Genomic DNA, 17299 nt, shown 5'->3' on the forward strand with positions numbered 1-17299 from the left:
AGAGCGGAGTCCCGCACTGTGACTTGGGTGACGCAATGTACGGACGGCGTCACGACTTGTAGAAGGTTCGCCCGTCGATAACGGACTTTTATCCGCGAGTCGTCCGCCCCTCCAGGCTGTCCCAGGTGCGGTGATCGGGAGCGGAACGTGCACTTCAATCCGCCATTGTCCGATTCGCCCAAGGTTGTTGATCATGGGAAATGCGGCATTTGTCACACACTTCGTGAGCAAACTCACAGGAAGATCATTGAGTCTCCCCGCACTTCGCAGGGAATAGCGCGCTTAGCCTGACGCTTTACACAGTTGCCAAGAATGACAAGGCAGCTTTCCGCAAGCCCTTTCCCGACTTCGATGACGCGAGGCATGCAGCAGTGAAGACGACGACGATGTTCCGCAACATAGCCAACCCGCGGCGCACCACCCTGGCCCACCTCACCGACGCCGACGAGCTCGGCATCGAGGCACCGGAGCACACCGTCGAGCTGCCGGCCCAGACCGCCAACCCCCGCCGTACGGTCCTGATGGAGGCTCCCCAGCAGGACGTCCTGGCGTAATCAGGGACGGACCGGCAGCAGCCCCGCGATAGCCTGGAGTGTCAACTCCGGCCAGTGATCAATGAGGGGCAACAGCAACCCGTGCGCATCGCCAGATTCTCCATCGACGGCAACGTCGGCTTCGGCGTCCTCGAAGGCGACGAACTCGACGTCATCAAGGGGCATCCCTTCGCGGAATTCGAGCGCTCGGGCCAGAAGGTCCCCCTCGACAAGGTCCGGCTGCTGCCGCCGGTCCTGCCCAACAAGGTCGTCGCGATCGGCCGCAACTACGCCGAACACGCCGCCGAGCTGGGCAACGCCGTCCCGGACGTCCCGGTCACCTTCTTCAAGCCGTCCACCTCGGTGATCGGCCCCGGCGACCCCATCGCGTACCCCTCCTTCTCCCAGGAGGTGCACCACGAGGCGGAGCTCGCCGTCGTCATCGGCCGGATGTGCCGTGAGGTGCCCCGCGAGCGCGCCAAGGACGTGATCCTCGGCTACACCTGCGCCAACGACGTCACCGCCCGTGATGTGCAGCAGCGCGAGAAGCAGTGGGCGCGGGCCAAGGGCTTCGACAGCTCCTGCCCGCTCGGCCCCTGGGTCGAGACCGGGCTGGACCCCGCCGACATCGCCGCGGGCCTCGCCGTCCAGTGCACGGTCAACGGCGAACAGCGTCAGCTCGGCCGCACCAGCGACATGGTCCGCCCGGTCGAGGACCTGATCGTCCACATCACCGAGGCGATGACCCTGCTCCCCGGCGACGTCATCCTCACGGGCACCCCGGCCGGGGTCGGCCCCCTCAACGTCGGCGACGAGGTCGCCGTCACCATCGAAGGCATCGGCACTCTCACCAACAAGGTGATCAAGCGTGGCTAACGCGACCCCCGTCCGCGTCCGTTTCTGTCCCTCCCCGACCGGTAACCCCCACGTCGGCCTGATCCGTACCGCCCTGTTCAACTGGGCCTACGCACGGCACAACAAGGGCACCCTGGTCTTCCGGATCGAGGACACCGACGCGGCCCGCGACTCCGAGGAGTCCTACCAGCAGCTGCTGGAGTCCTTCCACTGGCTCGGCTTCGACTGGGACGAGGGCCCCGAGGTCGGCGGCCCGCACGAGCCCTACCGCCAGTCGCAGCGCATGGACCTCTACAAGGACATCGCCGACAAGCTCCTCGCCGCCGGCCACGCCTACCACTGCTACTGCACCACCGAAGAGCTCGACGAGCGCCGCGACGCCGCCCGCAAGGCCGGCAGGCCCTCCGGCTACGACGGCACCTGCCGTGCGCTGACCGCGGAGCAGAAGGCCGCGTACGAGGCCGAGGGCCGCGCCGCCATCGTCCGCTTCCGGATGCCCGACGCGCCGATCACCTTCACCGACCTGGTGCGCGGTGAGCTGACCTTCACCCCGGAGAACGTCCCGGACTACGGCATCGTGCGCGCCAACGGCGCCCCGCTGTACACCCTGGTCAACCCGGTCGACGACGCCCTGATGGGGATCACCCACGTCCTGCGCGGCGAGGACCTGCTCTCCTCCACCCCCCGCCAGATCGCCCTCTACCAGGCCCTGATCGAGCTGGGCGTGGCCAAGGAGATCCCGGCCTTCGGCCACCTCCCCTACGTCATGGGCGAGGGCAACAAGAAGCTCTCCAAGCGCGACCCGCAGGCCAACCTCAACCTCTACCGCGAGCGCGGCTTCCTCCCCGAGGGCCTGCTCAACTACCTCGCGCTGCTCGGCTGGTCCTTCTCCGCCGACCAGGACCTCTTCTCGGTGCAGGAGCTGATCGAGAAGTTCGACATCGCGGACGTCAACGCCAACCCGGCCCGCTTCGACCTGAAGAAGGCCGAGGCGATCAACGCCGACCACATCCGGCGCCTGGACCTGGAGTCCTTCATCACGGCCTGCGAGCCCTGGCTGAAGGCCCCGCACGCCAACTGGGCCCCCGAGGACTTCGACGAGGCCGCCTGGCGCGCCATCGCCCCGCACGCCCAGACCCGCCTCACGGTCCTCTCCGACATCACCGCCAATGTCGACTTCCTCTTCCTCAAGGAGCCGGTCGAGGACGAGGCGTCCTGGACGAAGGCGATGAAGGGCGACCCGGTGGGCCTGCTCACCACCGCCCGCGCCAAGCTCGGGACCGCCGACTGGACCTCCGGCCCCGAGCCCCTCAAGGAGGCCGTCCTGGCCGCCGGTGAGGAGCACGGCCTCAAGCTCGGCAAGGCGCAGGCCCCCGTCCGGGTGGCCGTCACCGGCCGCACGGTCGGCCTGCCCCTCTTCGAGTCCCTGGAGATCCTGGGCAAGGAGCGCACCCTCCAGCGCATCGACGCGGCCCTGGCCAAGCTGGCCGGCTGACCTCGTACGCACCCCTACGGGCCCGGATGCCGCACGGCTTCCGGGCCCGTGGCATATCCGGTGCGGTTCGCTAGATTGCCGCCATGCCCCTGCGCGCCGTCCTGTGGGACCTCGACGACACCCTCTTCGACTACACCGGCTCGGACCGGGCCGGGGTGCTGCGGCATCTGCGGACCGAAGGGATCCTCGACGCGTACGGCGGAGAGGAGGTGGCGCTGGAGCGCTGGCGGACGGCCATGGAGACCGAGTTCGCCCGCTTCCTCGCCGGCGAGGTGGGCTTCCTCGATCACCGCAGGGGCCGGACCCGGACGTTTCTGGGGACGCCGCTCTCCGACCCCGAGGCGGACGCCTGGTTCGGCCGGTACCTCGCACACTACGAAGCGTCCTGGGCGCTCTTCCCGGACTCCGCTCCCGCTCTGGCGGCCCTGGCCCCGCTGGTACGGCAGGCGGTGCTGTCCAATGCCGCCACCGCCAACCAGGAGCGCAAGCTGGCCGCCCTGGGGATCCGTACGCACTTCGAGGCGGTGTTCTGCGCCGATGGACTGGGGCACGCCAAGCCGGCCGAGGAGGCGTTCAAGGGGGCCTGTAAGGCGCTCGGCCTAACCCCCGACGAGGTCCTCCACATCGGCGACAAGCTCGACATCGACGCCCTCGGCGCGCGGGACGCCGGGCTGACGGCCGTATGGCTGGACCGTGCGGGCACCGGGGAGGACCCGCCCGCGGGGGTGCGTCGGATCGCGAGCCTGGCGGAGCTCCCCGAGCTGTTGCACGGGGTTATCGGTTTTGGTGCGCCGTCCACGATCAGGTAATGTTCTTCCTGCGCCGCCCGAGAGGGCCGAAAGGCCCGGCCGGGAAGCGTAAGTCAAAATGAAACCCCCCACGGGGGGTTGCGCTTTGATGGCCTATGGTGTAATTGGCAGCACGACTGATTCTGGTTCAGTTAGTCTAGGTTCGAGTCCTGGTAGGCCAGCTCGCAGAGCTTATCTGCAAAGCCCCCGTTGTGTAGCGGCCTAGCACGCCGCCCTCTCAAGGCGGTAGCGCCGGTTCGAATCCGGTCGGGGGTACAGATCCTTCCCAGGGGGACAGTCCGGGTCGCACCCACTGTCACTCATGCAGGATCGCTAGGGCCCCCGTTGTGTAGCGGCCTAGCACGCCGCCCTCTCAAGGCGGTAGCGCCGGTTCGAATCCGGTCGGGGGTACTGGTCTAAACCACCATGGGCTATGGTGTAATTGGCAGCACGAGTGATTCTGGTTCATTTAGTCTAGGTTCGAGTCCTGGTAGCCCAGCGCGGTGTGTCCTCGTGACACGTCCAACTGCAGGAAAACTTGCCCCCGTTGTGTAGCGGCCTAGCACGCCGCCCTCTCAAGGCGGTAGCGCCGGTTCGAATCCGGTCGGGGGTACAGAAAGAGAAGGCCCCCCGCATCATGCGGGGGGCCTTCTTGCGTCAACTGCCGCTTCCGAAGCGCCTGTTGGACTCCTCGGCCTCCGCCAGCCGGCGCAGGCTGAGCAGCACCGGCTCGTAGAGCACGGTCAGGGCGACCGCCGCCTCCACCTGCTCCGCCGGGGTCCCGAACTCCTCGACCAGATCCAGGTCGACGACCGCGAGCTGTGCCGCCTGGCGGGCGTAGGGCAGCAGATGCGGGAGGTCGCAGGCGTAGTCGAGGCGGTGCAGTGCGGCGATGGCGGTGACGAGCATGCCGAAGGCCGGGGAGCTGTCGGCGATCTCCAGGTTGAAGTGCCAGTCGACCCGCCTCAGCAGCTCCGTGGCGGTGCGCCGGGCGACCGCGGTCGAGGGGGCGCTCTCGTCGGGCTCCGGGCCGTGGGGGAGTGCCTCCACGGCGATCCCTAGGCGGGAGAGCTGGTCGCGGGAGTCGTCCTCGACGGCCGCCACGACGTCCCGGGCGGTGCTCACCGGGATCCGGCCGACCTGGATCAGGGCCCGGACCAGTCGCAGCCGCCGCAGATGCTCCTCGTCGTACTCGGCCTGGGTGGCGGTGACCCGGCGGCCCGGCGGCAGCAGCCGTTCGCGCAGGTAGTACTTGATCGTGGCGGTGGACACCCCGCTGCGCTCGCTCAGCTCCGCCAGTCGCATACCCCTTGCACCTTCCATTGGAGAGTGTCACTATCTAATCATGGATAGCGACGCTATCCAATGTCGGAAGGGGGCTGTCATGAGTGGCAAGCCGGTGCAGGGACGGATGACGGCGGACGGTGGCCGGGAGGTGGTGGTCTTCCTCATCGGGATGCGCTTCAACAGCTGGCGCGCGGTGCGCAGTTGGCTGCCGGTGTTCCTCGCCATGCCGCGCATGATCAAGGAGCTGGCCCGGGATCCGGACAGCGGGATGATCGGCTACCGGCTGCTTCCCGGACTGCCGAGGAACTTCGCCGTCCTGCAGTACTGGGACTCGAAGGAGAAGCTCTTCGCCTACGCCGCGGATCAGAACGGGGAGCACCGGCCGGCCTGGGCGGCGTTCAACCGGCGGGTGCGGGAGGGGCGGAACAAGGTCGGCTTCTGGCACGAGACCTATGTGGTCCCGGCGGGCTCGTACGAGAGCATCTACGTCAATATGCCGTCGTTCGGGCTGGGGGAGGCCCTGGGGGTGGTGCCGGTCGGCCGCCGCGGGGAGCGGGCCGTGGACCGGATGGCGGCCTGAGGGCCTGGGGCGGCCCCGTGCGGACGGTCCGCACGGGGCCGCCTTTTTTCGGCATCGTGACCGCGGGCGGCGATGGCCCCTGCCTCGGTCCGCCCCACTGCGGGGTGCTCAGTCGGTGCGCGGCCTTTTCGGCATGGTGACCGCAAGCGGCAACGGCCCCCGCCCCGGCCCGCCCCGCCGCCGGGTGCTCAGCCGGTGCGCCGCAGGCCCTCGGAGAGGCGGGCCGCCGCGTCGATGACCGCCTGGGCGTGCATCCGGCCCGGGTGGCGGGTCAGCCGCTCGATCGGGCCGGAGACCGATACGGCGGCCACCACACGGTTCGAGGGGCCGCGCACGGGGGCGGAGACCGAGGCCACGCCCGGCTCCCGCTCGCCGATCGACTGGGCCCAGCCGCGGCGCCGTACGCCGGACAGCGCGGTGGCCGTGAAGCGGGCGCCCTGCAGACCGCGGTGCAGCCGCTCGGGCTCCTCCCAGGCCATCAGGATCTGGGCGGCCGAGCCCGCCTTCATGGGGAGCGTGGAGCCGACCGGGACGGTGTCCCGCAATCCGGACAGCCGCTCCGCCGCCGCCACACAGATCCGCATATCGCCCTGCCGGCGATAGAGCTGGGCGCTCTCGCCCGTCACATCGCGGAGGTGGGTGAGTACCGGACCCGCCGTGGCCAGCAGGCGGTCCTCGCCGGCCGCCGCGGCCAGCTCGGACAGCCGTGGGCCCAGGATGAACCGGCCCTGCATGTCCCTCGCCACCATCCGGTGGTGTTCCAGAGCCACGGCCAGCCGGTGGGCCGTGGGTCGTGCAAGCCCTGTCGCCGCGACCAGCCCGGCGAGGGTGGCCGGACCGGACTCCAGGGCACTCAAAACCAGAGCTGCCTTGTCGAGAACGCCGACGCCGCTAGAGTTGTCCATGCAACGATACTCGCGTCTCACACTGTGAAACGCAAGTTCAATTTTCCAGGGAAGTCGTCAATCTGTAGGTGTGGCCCTGGACCAGGGCACGGCGCAAGGCCCGGCAAGGGGATTTCTACGGGCATCGCGCACGGACGAGAAAAGCCGGCACTGAGGCCGGCCGGAGGGAAAGCGATGGGACGGACACTCGCGGAGAAGGTCTGGGACGACCATGTCGTCCGGCGCGCGGAAGGCGAGCCCGACCTTCTCTTCATCGATCTCCACCTCCTGCACGAGGTCACCAGCCCGCAGGCGTTCGACGGCCTCCGCAAGGCCGGCCGCCAGGTGCGCCGTACGGACCTGACCATCGCCACCGAGGATCACAACACCCCGACCCTCGACATCGACAAGCCGATCGCCGACCCGGTCTCGCGCACCCAGCTGGAGACGCTGCGCAAGAACTGTGCGGAGTTCGGGGTCCGGCTGCACCCGCTGGGCGATGTCGAGCAGGGCGTTGTCCACGTTGTGGGACCGCAGTTGGGACTGACCCAGCCCGGCACCACCGTGGTCTGCGGTGACAGCCACACTTCCACCCACGGAGCCTTCGGCGCGCTGGCGTTCGGCATCGGCACCAGCCAGGTGGAGCACGTACTGGCCACCCAGACGCTGCCGCTGGCGCCCTTCAAGACCATGGCGATCACCGTCGACGGTGAGCTGCCCGAGGGCGTCACCGCCAAGGACCTGATCCTGGCGATCATCGCCAGGATCGGCACCGGCGGCGGCCAGGGCTACGTCCTGGAATACCGCGGCTCGGCCATCGAGAAGCTGTCGATGGAAGCCCGGATGACCATCTGCAACATGTCGATCGAGGCGGGCGCGCGGGCCGGCATGATCGCCCCGGACGCGACCACCTTCGACTACCTGCGGGGCCGCGACCACGCCCCCCAGGGCGAGGACTGGGACGCCGCGGTCGCGTACTGGAAGACGCTGCGCACCGACGACGACGCGGTCTTCGACGCCGAGGTGCGCATCGACGCTTCCGCACTGGCGCCGTTCGTCACCTGGGGCACCAACCCCGGCCAGGGCGCGCCGCTTTCGGCGAACGTCCCCGATCCGGCTTCGTACGAGGACGCCTCGGAGCGGTACGCCGCCGAAAAGGCCCTGGAATACATGGGGTTGACGGCGGGTCAGCCGCTGCGCGAGATCGGCGTGGACACCGTCTTCGTAGGTTCGTGCACCAACGGCCGTATCGAGGACCTGCGCTCCGCGGCCGAGATCCTGGAAGGCCGCAAGGTCGCCGACGGCGTACGGATGCTGATCGTCCCCGGCTCGGTGCGGGTCTCCCTGGAGGCCGTCGCCGAGGGGCTGGACAAGGTCTTCACCGCGGCGGGCGCCGAATGGCGGCACGCGGGCTGCTCGATGTGTCTGGGCATGAACCCCGACCAGCTGGCGCCCGGTGAGCGTTCCGCATCCACCTCGAACCGCAACTTCGAGGGCCGGCAGGGCAAGGGCGGCCGTACGCACCTGGTCTCGCCGCAGGTCGCCGCCGCAACGGCGGTTCTCGGCCATCTGGCCTCACCGGCCGATCTGTCCGACGTCGCCGTCGCCACGCCCGCGGGAGTCTGAACCATGGAAGCTTTCACCACCCACACCGGCCGGGCCGTCCCGCTGCGCCGCAGCAACGTCGACACCGACCAGATCATCCCGGCCCACTGGCTCAAGAAGGTCACCCGCGACGGCTTCGAGGACGGGCTGTTCGAGGCCTGGCGCAAGGACCCGCAGTTCGTCCTCAACCAGGAGCGTTACAAGGGCGCCACGGTGCTGGTCGCCGGCCCCGACTTCGGCACCGGATCCTCACGTGAGCACGCCGTCTGGGCGCTGCAGAACTACGGGTTCAAGGCCGTCATCTCCTCGCGGTTCGCGGACATCTTCCGCGGCAACTCCCTCAAGAACGGGCTGCTGACGGTGGTCCTGCCGCAGGAGACCGTCGACCGGCTGCAGACGCTGCTGGAGGCCGACCCGACCGCCGAGGTGACGGTCGACCTGGTCGGCCGGCAGGTTCGCGCCGAGGGTGTCACCGCCGACTTCGAGCTGGACGAGAACGCGCGTTGGCGCCTGCTGGAGGGGCTGGACGACATCAGCCTCACCCTTCGGGAGGAGTCGTCCATCGTGGAGTACGAGGCGAACCGGCCGCCGTTCAAGCCGCGTACCATCGAGGTCTGACCTCGGGTTTTATGGCTCAAAGCTATATTGCGTACGATGCGCCCCCTGTGCAGTTGGCAGGGGGCGCATCGCCGTGTTGAGGCGGCTGTTGAGGCCCCGTGAAGCGACAACTCGCCGCAGATGGCACAATTAGCGCATGGAACGCGACGACCAACTCGAGCTCTACGGTCTCGTCGCCGACCGGCTCAAGGACGCACATACAAGAGTGCGGACACTGCAAGTCCCGGAGGGCGTACGGATGGCGCTGACCCGGAAGCTGCTCGTCATCACGGCCGCGGCTAAACACGATCTTGCGGACGCGGCAAGGCGTCTGGAGTGGTTCATGGATGACCTCGACGAAGGTCGTTATCCCGAAGATGTGCACGCCGACAGAAGTCCGTGAAGGTCGAGTTCGTTGCGGCACAAGGGTGATTAGCCCGTTTCGTGTTTGATTTGCGGTATATATCTGCCTAACGTGCGAAAAAGCTTGGAAACTTTCGTTCCAGCAATGTCTCCGAAGGGGAAGACGTGAACAAGGCGCAGCTCGTAGAAGCCATTGCCGACAAGCTCGGCGGCCGTCAGAACGCCGCGGACGCGGTGGACGCTGTACTGGACGCAATCGTCCGTTCAGTTGTCTCCGGCGACCGCGTTTCGGTCACCGGATTCGGTTCGTTCGAGAAGGTCGACCGTCCGGCCCGCTATGCCCGCAACCCGCAGACGGGTGAGCGCGTGCGGGTCAAGAAGACCTCGGTGCCGCGCTTCCGCGCCGGTCAGGGCTTCAAGGACCTGGTGAGCGGCTCGAAGAAGCTCCCCAAGGGCGGCGAGGTCTCCGTGAAGAAGGCCCCGAAGGGCAGCCTCACCGGCGGCGCCGCCATCAAGAAGGCAGCCGCGAAGAAGGCCACCGCCAAGAAGGCCGCCGCCAAGAAGACGACGGCGAAGAAGACCGCGGCGAAGAAGACCACCGCGGCGAAGAAGGCCACCGCCAAGAAGACGACGGCGAAGAAGGCCCCGGCGAAGGCCGCCGCCAAGAAGGCGACCACGGCCAAGAAGACCACCGCGAAGAAGGCGACGGCGAAGAAGACCGCGCCCGCGAAGAAGACGACGGCGAAGAAGGCCCCCGCGAAGAAGGCCACCGCACGCAAGACCACCGCCAAGAAGACCACCGCCCGCAAGCGGTAATTCAGCGACCGCGACGCCACGCGTGGGGCCGGTCTCCCTTCGGGGAGCCCGGCCCGCGGTGCGTTCGGCCGCCGTCCGGCGAGCAGGTCCCGGGCTCCTTCGCTCGCCGTACGGGCGGCCGAAGGGGCCCGGGACCTCCTCGTCTAGGCTCTCTCCCATGCAGGCCACCGCGTATACGTACGACTCCGAGACCCGCTCCGGCAGCGTGCTGCTGGACGACGGCACCCCGCTGCCCTTCGACGCGGCGGCCTTCGACGCCGGCGGTCTGCTGCTGCTGCGGCCCGGTCAGCGGGTCCGTATCGACCTCACCGGCGAAGGCGACGCCCGCCGGATCGTCCTGATCACGCTCCAGACGCTCTGACCTGCGGAGGCGACGGCCGCTCCGACCCCTCCGGCGCGGCCGCCCCCGGGGCGGGACGCGGCGCCTGGAGCGCCGTGTGCGGGCCCACGCCCAGCGCCAGGGCGGCCAGCAGATCCTCGCCGGTGTCCACGTCCCGGCGTACCGAGGGCACCTCAGGGCCGGTGATCTCCCGCGCTCCGGATGCCAGGTGACGGGCCCGCGACGCACCTCCGAATGCCGGTTCCAATTCCACTCCGGAAGTCGCGGTCAGAAGTGTTGTCCCGATATCCGCCGCATCCGCGAGAAATGCACGGGGAAATAGCGAAGCGGAATGGAGCACCAGTTCCAGTTCGGCGGGGCGCAGTGCCGGGAGGTCGGCGTTCAGCGCGGCGACCGCCGCGCCCGGGCGACGCGCCCGGACCACGCTCGCTCCATGGGCCAGCGCCGCGTTGAGACCGCGGGCCGGTGTGTCGGGCACGATCCGCGCGCCCAGCGCCGCCAGACGCTCCCCGGCCAGCTGGTCATCCGTGACAACCGCCACATCCCGGACGTCGTCGCAGGCCAGCGCCGCTGTCACGGTATCCAGGGCGAAGGCGAGGGCCAGCCGTGGCCGGAACTCTTCCCCCGCGGCCCGGGAGAGCCTGCTCTTGGCCCGCACCAGTGGTTTCAGCGGCACCACCAGGCTCCATCCCACATCCGCTCCGTCTCGTCGCATCGCCGCCATTCTCACCTGCTGCCGCCGCTCCGCGGGAGCGTCGGGGTTACGGTGTCCTCGACAGAGCGGGTACCTGGGGCGACACTTGTGCGGCTGCCGGCCCGCAGCAGCTTCGCAGGTCCCCACAAGGAGGGTGTCCCAGTGTCCCGCCGCAGAATCGGCTTCTGGTACCGCTTGGCCGCGGTCATCTGCAAACCGCCGCTCTTGGTTCTGTTCAAGCGGGACTGGCGGGGAATGGACCACATTCCGGCCGACGGCGGATTTATCACCGCGGTCAACCACAACTCGTATCTCGATCCGCTCTCGTATGCGCACTATCAGTACAACACCGGGCGGGTCCCCCGATTCCTCGCCAAGGCCGGACTCTTCCGGAGCGGCTTTGTCGGCCTGATGATGCGCGGCACCGGACAGATCCCCGTCTACCGGGAAACCACCGACGCCGCCAACGCGTTCCGCGCCGCCGTCACCGCCATCGACAAGGGCGAATGCGTGGCCTTCTACCCCGAGGGCACCCTCACCCGCGACCCCGAGCTGTGGCCCATGCAGGGCAAGACGGGTGCCGCGCGGGTGGCGCTGCTGACGAAGGCGCCGGTCATTCCCGTCGCGCAGTGGGGCGCCAACGACGCGATGCCGCCGTACGCCAAGGAGAAGAAGCTCCGCCTCTTCCCGCGCAAGACGCTGCGGGTGCAGGCGGGACCGCCGGTCGACCTGAGCGCCTTCTACGACCGGGAACCGACCGCCGAGGTGCTGCGGGCCGCCACCGACGTCATCATGGCCGCGATCACCGAGCAGCTGGCCGTCGTCCGCGGCGAGCCCGCGCCGGCCGAACCGTACGACTGGCGCAAGGCGATCGCCCGGGAGCGCCGCGCCGCCCGGGAAGCCGCCAAGGCCACCCAGGGCGCCGGAGCGGACAGGACCCCCGCCGAACCGGCCGCCGCCACCGAACCGGCCGTCGGCCCGCAGCAGGCCCGAAGCACCCAGCAGGCACAGGAGGATGAAAGCAAGTGACGCGCTGCGCCGTCTACGGCACGGGGTCCTGGGGTACCGCCTTCGCGATGGTGCTCGCCGACGCGGGATGCGAGGTGACCCTGTGGGGGCGCCGCGAGGCCCTGGTCGACGCCATCAACAACGGCCGTACGAACCCCGACTATCTGCCGGGGGTCGAGCTCCCCGCGGCCGTACGGGCCACCACCGACCCGGCGGAAGCGGCCCGCGGCGCGGAGTTCGCCGTGCTGGCCGTCCCCGCCCAGACGCTGCGCGCCAATCTCGCCGAATGGGCGCCCCTGCTGCCCGCCGACACGGTCCTGGTCTCCCTGATGAAGGGCGTCGAACTGGGCACGGCCAAGCGCATGAGCGAGGTCATCGAGGAGGTCGCCAAGGTGCCCGCGGAGCGGGTCGCGGTGCTGACCGGCCCCAACCTCGCCAAGGAGGTCGCCGCCCGGCAGCCCGCCACCGCGGTCGTGGCCTGCGCCGACGAGGCGGTCGCCCGGCGCTTCCAGGCCGCCTGTCACACGTCCTACTTCCGCCCGTACACCAACACCGACGTGGTGGGCTGTGAACTGGGCGGCGCGGTCAAGAACGTCATCGCGCTCGCCGTCGGCATCGCCACCGGTATGGGCCTGGGCGACAACGCCAAGGCGTCCCTGATCACCCGCGGTCTCGCCGAGACCACCCGGCTCGGCCTCGCCATGGGGGCCGACGCGCACACCTTCGCCGGCCTGGCCGGCATGGGCGACCTCGTCGCCACCTGCTCCTCGCCGCTGTCGCGCAACAACACCTTCGGCACCAACCTCGGCCGGGGAATGACGCTCCAGGAGACCATCGCGGTCACCAAGCAGACCGCCGAGGGCGTCAAGTCCTGCGAATCCGTGCTGGATCTGGCCCGCAGGCACGGCGTCGACATGCCGCTCACCGAGACGGTGGTGGAGATCGTCCACGAGGGCAAGCCGCCGATGGTCGCCCTCAAGGACCTGATGTCGCGCAGCGCCAAGTCCGAGCGGCACTGAAATCGGCACCGAATGACCCGGTCCGGCGCCGTTCGCCGGGGTCCCGTGGCCCACGGCACCCCGGCGCGACGCCACCAACGGCCGCCGCAGCACTGACTCCGTGCCGGTCAGCAGGTACCCTCAACCCGATATGAGCAGCGAGACCTCCTCCCACAAGCCCCGCGTCGCCGTCGTGTTCGGCGGCCGCAGCTCCGAGCACGCCATCTCCGTGCTCACGGCCGGCGCCGTGCTGCGTGCCATCGACCGCGAGAAGTACGACGTGCTGCCCATCGGCATCACCACGGACGGCCGCTGGGCGCTGACCGCCGACGACCCCGAGCGGATGGCCATCGCGGACCGGCAGCTGCCCACCGTGGCCGCGCTCGCCGAGTCCACCGAGGGCGGCGTGGTGCTCCCCGTCGACCCGACCAACCGCGAGGTCGTCTACAGCGAGCCGGGCTCGGTGCCCAAGGCGCTCGGCGAGGTCGACGTCGTCTTCCCCGTCCTGCACGGCCCCTACGGGGAGGACGGCACCCTGCAGGGCCTGCTGGAGCTCTCCGGGGTGCCCTACGTCGGCTCGGGCGTGCTCGCCTCCGCCGTCGGCCAGGACAAGGACTACATGAAGCGGGTGTTCACCTCCTTCGGGCTGCCGGTCGGCCCGTACGAGGTCATCCGCCCGCGGGAGTGGGAAAAGGACCCTGCCGCCGCCCGTAAGAAGATCGTGGACTTCGCCGCGGAGCACGGCTGGCCGCTCTTCGTGAAGCCCGCCCGGGCCGGCTCGTCCATGGGCATCACCAAGGTCGACGATCTCGGCGGCCTGGACGAGGCGATCGAGGAGGCCCGGGCGCACGACCCCAAGATCCTCGTGGAGTCGCTGCTGAGCGGCCGCGAGATCGAGTGCGGGGTGCTGGAGTTCGAGGACGGCCCGCGGGCCAGCGTGCCGGCCGAGATCCCGCCGGTCACCGCCCACGACTTCTACGACTTCGAGGCCAAGTACATCGACTCGGCCGACGGGATCGTGCCCGCGCCGCTGACCGCCGAGCAGACCGCGCAGGTCCAGGAGCTGGCGGTCGCGGCCTTCGAGGCGGCGTCCTGCGAGGGCCTGGTGCGCGCGGACTTCTTCCTGCAGGACAACGGCGAGTTCGTGATCAACGAGATCAACACGCTGCCCGGATTCACGCCCATCTCGATGTACCCGCGGATGTGGCAGGAGAGCGGGGTGAGCTACCCGGAGCTGATCGACCGGCTGCTCCAGGCCGCGCTGCACCGCTCCACGGGGCTGCGCTGAGCCACGCGGGTTCCCGGGCCCGGTCCTGCCCTGATCCGGCTGATCCTTGAGGGCAGGCCCTGGACGAGGGCAAGCCCTAGACCCCTACGGGAACGGTCTTCTTCACGGCGCCCGCGAGGTCGGTGAGCGCATCGACCTCGGGGGCGTACTTCCCGGGCACGGTCACCTCGACATAGGCCTTGCGCAGCACGGTCGTGAAGCGGTAGCCGTCGTCCTGCTTCTCGAAGAGCCATCGGACCCCGTTGACTTCCGCCGCGTCGGCGTAGGGGTTGTAATGTTCACTCCCGTGCGTCAGGACGTCGGGCTTCGGTACCCCGCAGCGCAGTTTCACGGCAGGATCGCCCCACATGGCAGTGAAGTCGGAGACCGGTTCGGCGGTGGCCCGCTTCAGTCCGTCCACGGTGTGCGGCAACTCCTGGTGGAGCGCCTTGCAATACCGCGCGGCCGCACCCTCGGGGGAGGGGACGGCCACGTCTTCGGAAGGCGAACAGCTCACCGCGGCGAACAGCACGGTGAGCGCGGGCAGGGCCAGGTGCCGACGGCGCGCAGAGATCACCCGGCCGAGGATACGGGGGAGCTAGAGATGCACGACCGGGCAGGTAAGGGTGCGGGTGATGCCTTCCACTTGCTGGACTTTGGCGACCACCATGCGGCCCAGCTCATCGACGGTGTCGGCCTGTGCGCGCACGATGACGTCATAGGGCCCGGTCACGTCCTCGGCCTGCAGCACGCCGTGGATCTTGGAGATCACCTCAGCTACCGCCGAGGCCTTGCCGACCTCGGTCTGGATCAGGATGTAGGCCTGTACCACGGAACCTCCAGGGCGGCTACGAGGATCATGTGGGAAGAAGGGACGCCACGGTACCGCGTCACCGTGCGGAGCGGGGAGACCCGCGCGGTGAACTCGGCAAGTGCGGCACAGTCGTCAGCCACGTACGGACCGTCCGTACACATGGGAAGGGCAACAGCATGAAGGGCACCGTGGGCGAGCTGGGGGAGTTCGGGCTGATCAGGGAGCTCACCTCCCGGCTCACCTCCACTCCGGCCGTACGGATCGGGCCGGGTGACGACGCCGCGGTGGTCACCGCGCCGGACCGGAGGGTGGTCGCCAGCACCGACATCCTCCTGGAAGGCCGGCACTTCAGGCGCGACTGGTCCACCGCCTACGACGTCGGCCGCAAGGCCGCAGCGCAGAACCTCGCCGACATCGCGGCGATGGGCGCGGTGCCCACCGCGATCCTGCTCGGCCTGGTCGTCCCCGCGGAACTCCCCGCGACCTGGCCCACCGAGCTGATGGACGGGCTGCGCGACGAGTGCCAGGTGGCGGGCGCCGCGGTCGTCGGCGGGGACGTCGTACGCGGCGACACCATCACCGTCGCCATCACCGCGCTCGGCGATCTGCGCAACCAGGAGCCGGTCACCCGGGCCGGCGCCCAGCCCGGCGACGTGGTCGCGGTGACCGGCTGGCTCGGCTGGTCCGCCGCCGGGCACGCCGTCCTCTCCCGCGGCTTCCGCTCGCCGCGCGCCTTCGTGGAGGCCCACCGCCGCCCCGAGCCGCCGTACCACGCGGGCCCCGCGGCGGCCGGACTCGGCGCCACCGCCATGACGGACGTCAGCGACGGCCTGGTCGCCGACCTCGGGCACATCGCCGAGGCCAGCAAGGTCCGGATCGATCTGCGGTCCGCGGGCATCGACATCCCCACGCAGATGTCCGACATCGGCACCGCCGTGGGCGTGGACCCGATGCAGTGGGTGCTCAACGGCGGTGAGGACCATGCGATCGTGGCCACCTTCCCGCCCGATGTGAAGCTGCCCGCCCGGTGGAAGGTCATCGGCGAGGTGCTCCACCCCTCCGCGCTGCCCCAGGTGACGGTGGACGGCGCCCCGTGGGTGAAGGCCGGCTGGGACCACTTCGGCGACAACGGGGACGCCGAATAGTCCCCCAAGGGATACGGGCCGCCCGGGACGGGCGCCCGCAGGACCGAGGTGTGCCGCCGGTAGATTCGGCGGTATGCACATACCTCCACGCGTCCTGACCGTCGCCGGGTCCGACTCCGGCGGCGGCGCGGGCATCCAGGCCGACCTGAAGACGATGCTGGCGCTCGGCACCCACGGCATGAGCGTGCTCACCGCCGTCACCGCCCAGAACTCCCTGGGCGTGCAGGGCGCGTGGGACCTGCCCGCCGAGGCCGTACGGGCCCAGTTCCGCAGCGTCGTCGACGACATCGGCGCGCAGGCGGTGAAGACCGGGATGCTCTCCTCGGCCGAACTCGTCGAAACCGTCGCGGAACTGCTCGCCGGACTGCGGGTCCCGGTCGTCGTCGATCCCGTAGGGGTCTCCAAGCACGGCGATGCGCTGCTCGCCGCCACCGCCCTGGACGCGGTCCGCGGCGCGCTGCTGCCGACCGCCACCGTCGCCACCCCCAACCTGGACGAGGTCGCCCAGCTGACCGGCGTACGGGTCGAGGAGGAGGCCGACCTGCGGCGGGCGGCCGGGGCGATCCTGGACTTCGGGCCGCGCTGGGCCCTCATCAAGGGCGGCCATCTGACGGCCGGCCGCGGGTCCGGCGACAGCGCCGTCGATCTGCTCACCGACGGCACCGAGGAGCACTGGCTGCGTGCGCCCCGCCACGACAACCGGCACACCCACGGCACCGGCTGCACCCTCGCCAGCGCACTGGCCGCGCAGCTCGCCAAGGGGGACACCGTCCCGCAGGCCGCCGCGGCGGCGAAGGCCTACGTCACCGGCGCCCTCGCGGCCGGCTTCCGGCTGGGCGCGGGGATCGGGCCCGTGGATCACGGCTGGCGTTGGCGCGGCGCGCACTGACGGCGCTCACGGCGGCGCCACGGCGGGGCGCCGCCGGGTCCGTGTCCGGCTCCGGGAACGGCAGAAGCCGGCCCACCACGAAGGTGGACCGGCTTCACAAGCAACCGGCTGGGCTGCGCTACGGCTAAGACGTCAGCGCGAGACCTTGCCGGCCTTGATGCACGAGGTGCAGGCGTTCAGCCGCTTCGGCGTGCGCCCGATCACTGCACGCACCGTCTGGATGTTGGGGTTCCAACGACGGTTGGTACGGCGATGCGAGTGCGAGACACTCTTGCCGAAGCCCGGCCCCTTGCCGCAGACGTCGCAGTTGGCAGCCACGGGTCACTCCAAAGACTTCAGAT

At 69.8% G+C, this 17299-nt stretch carries 21 protein-coding genes and 5 tRNA genes; 20 read left to right on the forward strand and 6 right to left on the reverse strand.

What is annotated here, in order from left to right; translation table 11 throughout:
• The first annotated feature begins 371 nt into the window (after positions 1-371).
• The 9 genes from NUT86_RS28975 (at position 372) to NUT86_RS29015 (ending at position 4284) form a co-directional block, all read left to right on the forward strand.
• On the forward strand, positions 372-554 hold the full coding sequence (locus tag NUT86_RS28975) for a hypothetical protein (RefSeq protein ID WP_093647115.1): 183 nt from the start codon (positions 372-374) through the stop codon (positions 552-554).
• Positions 555-635: 81 nt separating this feature from the next.
• On the forward strand, positions 636-1409 hold the full coding sequence (locus NUT86_RS28980) for a fumarylacetoacetate hydrolase family protein (protein WP_018087197.1): 774 nt from the start codon (positions 636-638) through the stop codon (positions 1407-1409).
• Positions 1402-2883: a glutamate--tRNA ligase gene (gene gltX, locus NUT86_RS28985; RefSeq protein ID WP_018087196.1), complete on the forward strand. Its 1482-nt coding sequence runs from the start codon at positions 1402-1404 to the stop codon at positions 2881-2883. Before NUT86_RS28980 ends, gltX begins: the two co-directional genes overlap by 8 nt.
• A gap of 83 nt (positions 2884-2966) precedes the next feature.
• On the forward strand, positions 2967-3692 hold the full coding sequence (locus NUT86_RS28990) for an HAD family hydrolase (protein ID WP_159485991.1): 726 nt from the start codon (positions 2967-2969) through the stop codon (positions 3690-3692).
• An 89-nt stretch (positions 3693-3781) separates the two neighbouring features.
• Positions 3782-3853 (forward strand) — tRNA-Gln (locus NUT86_RS28995).
• A 21-nt stretch (positions 3854-3874) separates the two neighbouring features.
• Positions 3875-3947, forward strand: a tRNA-Glu gene (locus tag NUT86_RS29000).
• Between the two features lie 62 nt (positions 3948-4009).
• Positions 4010-4082: transfer RNA gene (locus NUT86_RS29005), tRNA-Glu, on the forward strand.
• Between the two features lie 16 nt (positions 4083-4098).
• Positions 4099-4170, forward strand: a tRNA-Gln gene (locus NUT86_RS29010).
• A gap of 41 nt (positions 4171-4211) precedes the next feature.
• Positions 4212-4284: transfer RNA gene (locus NUT86_RS29015), tRNA-Glu, on the forward strand.
• A gap of 44 nt (positions 4285-4328) precedes the next feature.
• On the opposite strand, the gene NUT86_RS29020 is transcribed toward NUT86_RS29015, so the two are convergent.
• Entirely contained in the window at positions 4329-4976 is a 648-nt protein-coding gene (locus tag NUT86_RS29020) for a MerR family transcriptional regulator (protein ID WP_274738316.1), read from the reverse strand.
• 79 nt (positions 4977-5055) lie between these two features.
• On the opposite strand from NUT86_RS29020, the gene NUT86_RS29025 reads away from it, so the two are divergent.
• On the forward strand, positions 5056-5538 hold the full coding sequence (locus NUT86_RS29025) for a DUF4188 domain-containing protein (RefSeq protein WP_274738317.1): 483 nt from the start codon (positions 5056-5058) through the stop codon (positions 5536-5538).
• A gap of 188 nt (positions 5539-5726) precedes the next feature.
• On the opposite strand, the gene ndgR is transcribed toward NUT86_RS29025, so the two are convergent.
• Complete coding sequence (ndgR, locus tag NUT86_RS29030; RefSeq protein WP_026169203.1) at positions 5727-6443, reverse strand: IclR family transcriptional regulator NdgR; 717 nt, start codon at positions 6441-6443, stop codon at positions 5727-5729.
• A 174-nt stretch (positions 6444-6617) separates the two neighbouring features.
• On the opposite strand from ndgR, the gene leuC reads away from it, so the two are divergent.
• From leuC to NUT86_RS29055, 5 genes are all read left to right on the forward strand, one after another.
• On the forward strand, positions 6618-8048 hold the full coding sequence (leuC, locus tag NUT86_RS29035) for a 3-isopropylmalate dehydratase large subunit (protein ID WP_266445379.1): 1431 nt from the start codon (positions 6618-6620) through the stop codon (positions 8046-8048).
• A 3-nt stretch (positions 8049-8051) separates the two neighbouring features.
• A complete protein-coding gene (leuD, locus tag NUT86_RS29040; protein WP_127153193.1) occupies positions 8052-8645 on the forward strand; it encodes a 3-isopropylmalate dehydratase small subunit in 594 nt (197 codons plus the stop codon).
• 136 nt (positions 8646-8781) lie between these two features.
• Entirely contained in the window at positions 8782-9027 is a 246-nt protein-coding gene (locus NUT86_RS29045; protein WP_018087189.1) for a hypothetical protein, read from the forward strand.
• 125 nt (positions 9028-9152) lie between these two features.
• Positions 9153-9803: an HU family DNA-binding protein gene (locus NUT86_RS29050; RefSeq protein ID WP_262042044.1), complete on the forward strand. Its 651-nt coding sequence runs from the start codon at positions 9153-9155 to the stop codon at positions 9801-9803.
• Between the two features lie 157 nt (positions 9804-9960).
• Positions 9961-10164 (forward strand): hypothetical protein, encoded by a 204-nt coding sequence (locus NUT86_RS29055; RefSeq protein WP_018087187.1) that lies wholly within the window; start codon positions 9961-9963, stop codon positions 10162-10164.
• Here NUT86_RS29055 and cofC read toward each other — a convergent pair.
• Entirely contained in the window at positions 10145-10858 is a 714-nt protein-coding gene (cofC, locus tag NUT86_RS29060; protein WP_234017457.1) for a 2-phospho-L-lactate guanylyltransferase, read from the reverse strand. The genes NUT86_RS29055 and cofC overlap by 20 nt on opposite strands.
• A gap of 141 nt (positions 10859-10999) precedes the next feature.
• Here cofC and NUT86_RS29065 point away from each other — a divergent pair, with 141 nt between their 5' ends.
• The 3 genes from NUT86_RS29065 (at position 11000) to NUT86_RS29075 (ending at position 14131) form a co-directional block, all read left to right on the forward strand.
• Positions 11000-11866, forward strand: coding sequence for a lysophospholipid acyltransferase family protein (locus NUT86_RS29065; protein WP_018087185.1), 867 nt, complete (start codon positions 11000-11002; stop codon positions 11864-11866).
• Positions 11863-12864, forward strand: coding sequence for an NAD(P)H-dependent glycerol-3-phosphate dehydrogenase (locus tag NUT86_RS29070; RefSeq protein ID WP_018087184.1), 1002 nt, complete (start codon positions 11863-11865; stop codon positions 12862-12864). The genes NUT86_RS29065 and NUT86_RS29070 overlap by 4 nt, the downstream gene beginning before the upstream one ends.
• Before the next feature lie 130 nt (positions 12865-12994).
• On the forward strand, positions 12995-14131 hold the full coding sequence (locus NUT86_RS29075; RefSeq protein WP_148587761.1) for a D-alanine--D-alanine ligase family protein: 1137 nt from the start codon (positions 12995-12997) through the stop codon (positions 14129-14131).
• A 76-nt stretch (positions 14132-14207) separates the two neighbouring features.
• On the opposite strand, the gene NUT86_RS29080 is transcribed toward NUT86_RS29075, so the two are convergent.
• Both NUT86_RS29080 and NUT86_RS29085 read right to left on the reverse strand, forming a co-directional pair.
• On the reverse strand, positions 14208-14687 hold the full coding sequence (locus NUT86_RS29080) for a DUF3515 domain-containing protein (RefSeq protein WP_208680816.1): 480 nt from the start codon (positions 14685-14687) through the stop codon (positions 14208-14210).
• A 21-nt stretch (positions 14688-14708) separates the two neighbouring features.
• Positions 14709-14942, reverse strand: coding sequence for an Lrp/AsnC ligand binding domain-containing protein (locus tag NUT86_RS29085; protein WP_018087181.1), 234 nt, complete (start codon positions 14940-14942; stop codon positions 14709-14711).
• Positions 14943-15100: 158 nt separating this feature from the next.
• Between NUT86_RS29085 and NUT86_RS29090 the strand changes: the two genes are divergently transcribed.
• Both NUT86_RS29090 and thiD read left to right on the forward strand, forming a co-directional pair.
• Positions 15101-16069, forward strand: coding sequence for a thiamine-phosphate kinase (locus tag NUT86_RS29090; RefSeq protein ID WP_018087180.1), 969 nt, complete (start codon positions 15101-15103; stop codon positions 16067-16069).
• Positions 16070-16142: 73 nt separating this feature from the next.
• A complete protein-coding gene (thiD, locus tag NUT86_RS29095; protein WP_274738326.1) occupies positions 16143-16958 on the forward strand; it encodes a bifunctional hydroxymethylpyrimidine kinase/phosphomethylpyrimidine kinase in 816 nt (271 codons plus the stop codon).
• A gap of 132 nt (positions 16959-17090) precedes the next feature.
• Here thiD and rpmB read toward each other — a convergent pair whose 3' ends face one another.
• On the reverse strand, positions 17091-17276 hold the full coding sequence (gene rpmB / locus NUT86_RS29100; protein WP_018087178.1) for a 50S ribosomal protein L28: 186 nt from the start codon (positions 17274-17276) through the stop codon (positions 17091-17093).
• Positions 17277-17299: the final 23 nt, after the last annotated feature.

It is taken from the genome of Streptomyces sp. G7(2002) (assembly GCF_028870195.1).
GTDB classification, from domain to species: domain Bacteria; phylum Actinomycetota; class Actinomycetes; order Streptomycetales; family Streptomycetaceae; genus Streptomyces; species Streptomyces nigrescens.

Coding starts and splice junctions, on each gene's coding strand:
- NUT86_RS29020 (WP_274738316.1), bottom strand. CDS start 4,976: ATGCGACTGGCGGAGCTGAGCGAGCGCAGCGGGGTGTCCACCGCCACG.
- leuC (WP_266445379.1), top strand. CDS start 6,618: ATGGGACGGACACTCGCGGAGAAGGTCTGGGACGACCATGTCGTCCGG.
- NUT86_RS28990 (WP_159485991.1), top strand. CDS start 2,967: ATGCCCCTGCGCGCCGTCCTGTGGGACCTCGACGACACCCTCTTCGAC.
- NUT86_RS29075 (WP_148587761.1), top strand. CDS start 12,995: ATGAGCAGCGAGACCTCCTCCCACAAGCCCCGCGTCGCCGTCGTGTTC.
- NUT86_RS29055 (WP_018087187.1), top strand. CDS start 9,961: ATGCAGGCCACCGCGTATACGTACGACTCCGAGACCCGCTCCGGCAGC.
- thiD (WP_274738326.1), top strand. CDS start 16,143: ATGCACATACCTCCACGCGTCCTGACCGTCGCCGGGTCCGACTCCGGC.
- NUT86_RS29090 (WP_018087180.1), top strand. CDS start 15,101: ATGAAGGGCACCGTGGGCGAGCTGGGGGAGTTCGGGCTGATCAGGGAG.
- NUT86_RS29025 (WP_274738317.1), top strand. CDS start 5,056: ATGAGTGGCAAGCCGGTGCAGGGACGGATGACGGCGGACGGTGGCCGG.
- ndgR (WP_026169203.1), bottom strand. CDS start 6,443: ATGGACAACTCTAGCGGCGTCGGCGTTCTCGACAAGGCAGCTCTGGTT.
- cofC (WP_234017457.1), bottom strand. CDS start 10,858: ATGCGACGAGACGGAGCGGATGTGGGATGGAGCCTGGTGGTGCCGCTG.
- leuD (WP_127153193.1), top strand. CDS start 8,052: ATGGAAGCTTTCACCACCCACACCGGCCGGGCCGTCCCGCTGCGCCGC.
- NUT86_RS29045 (WP_018087189.1), top strand. CDS start 8,782: ATGGAACGCGACGACCAACTCGAGCTCTACGGTCTCGTCGCCGACCGG.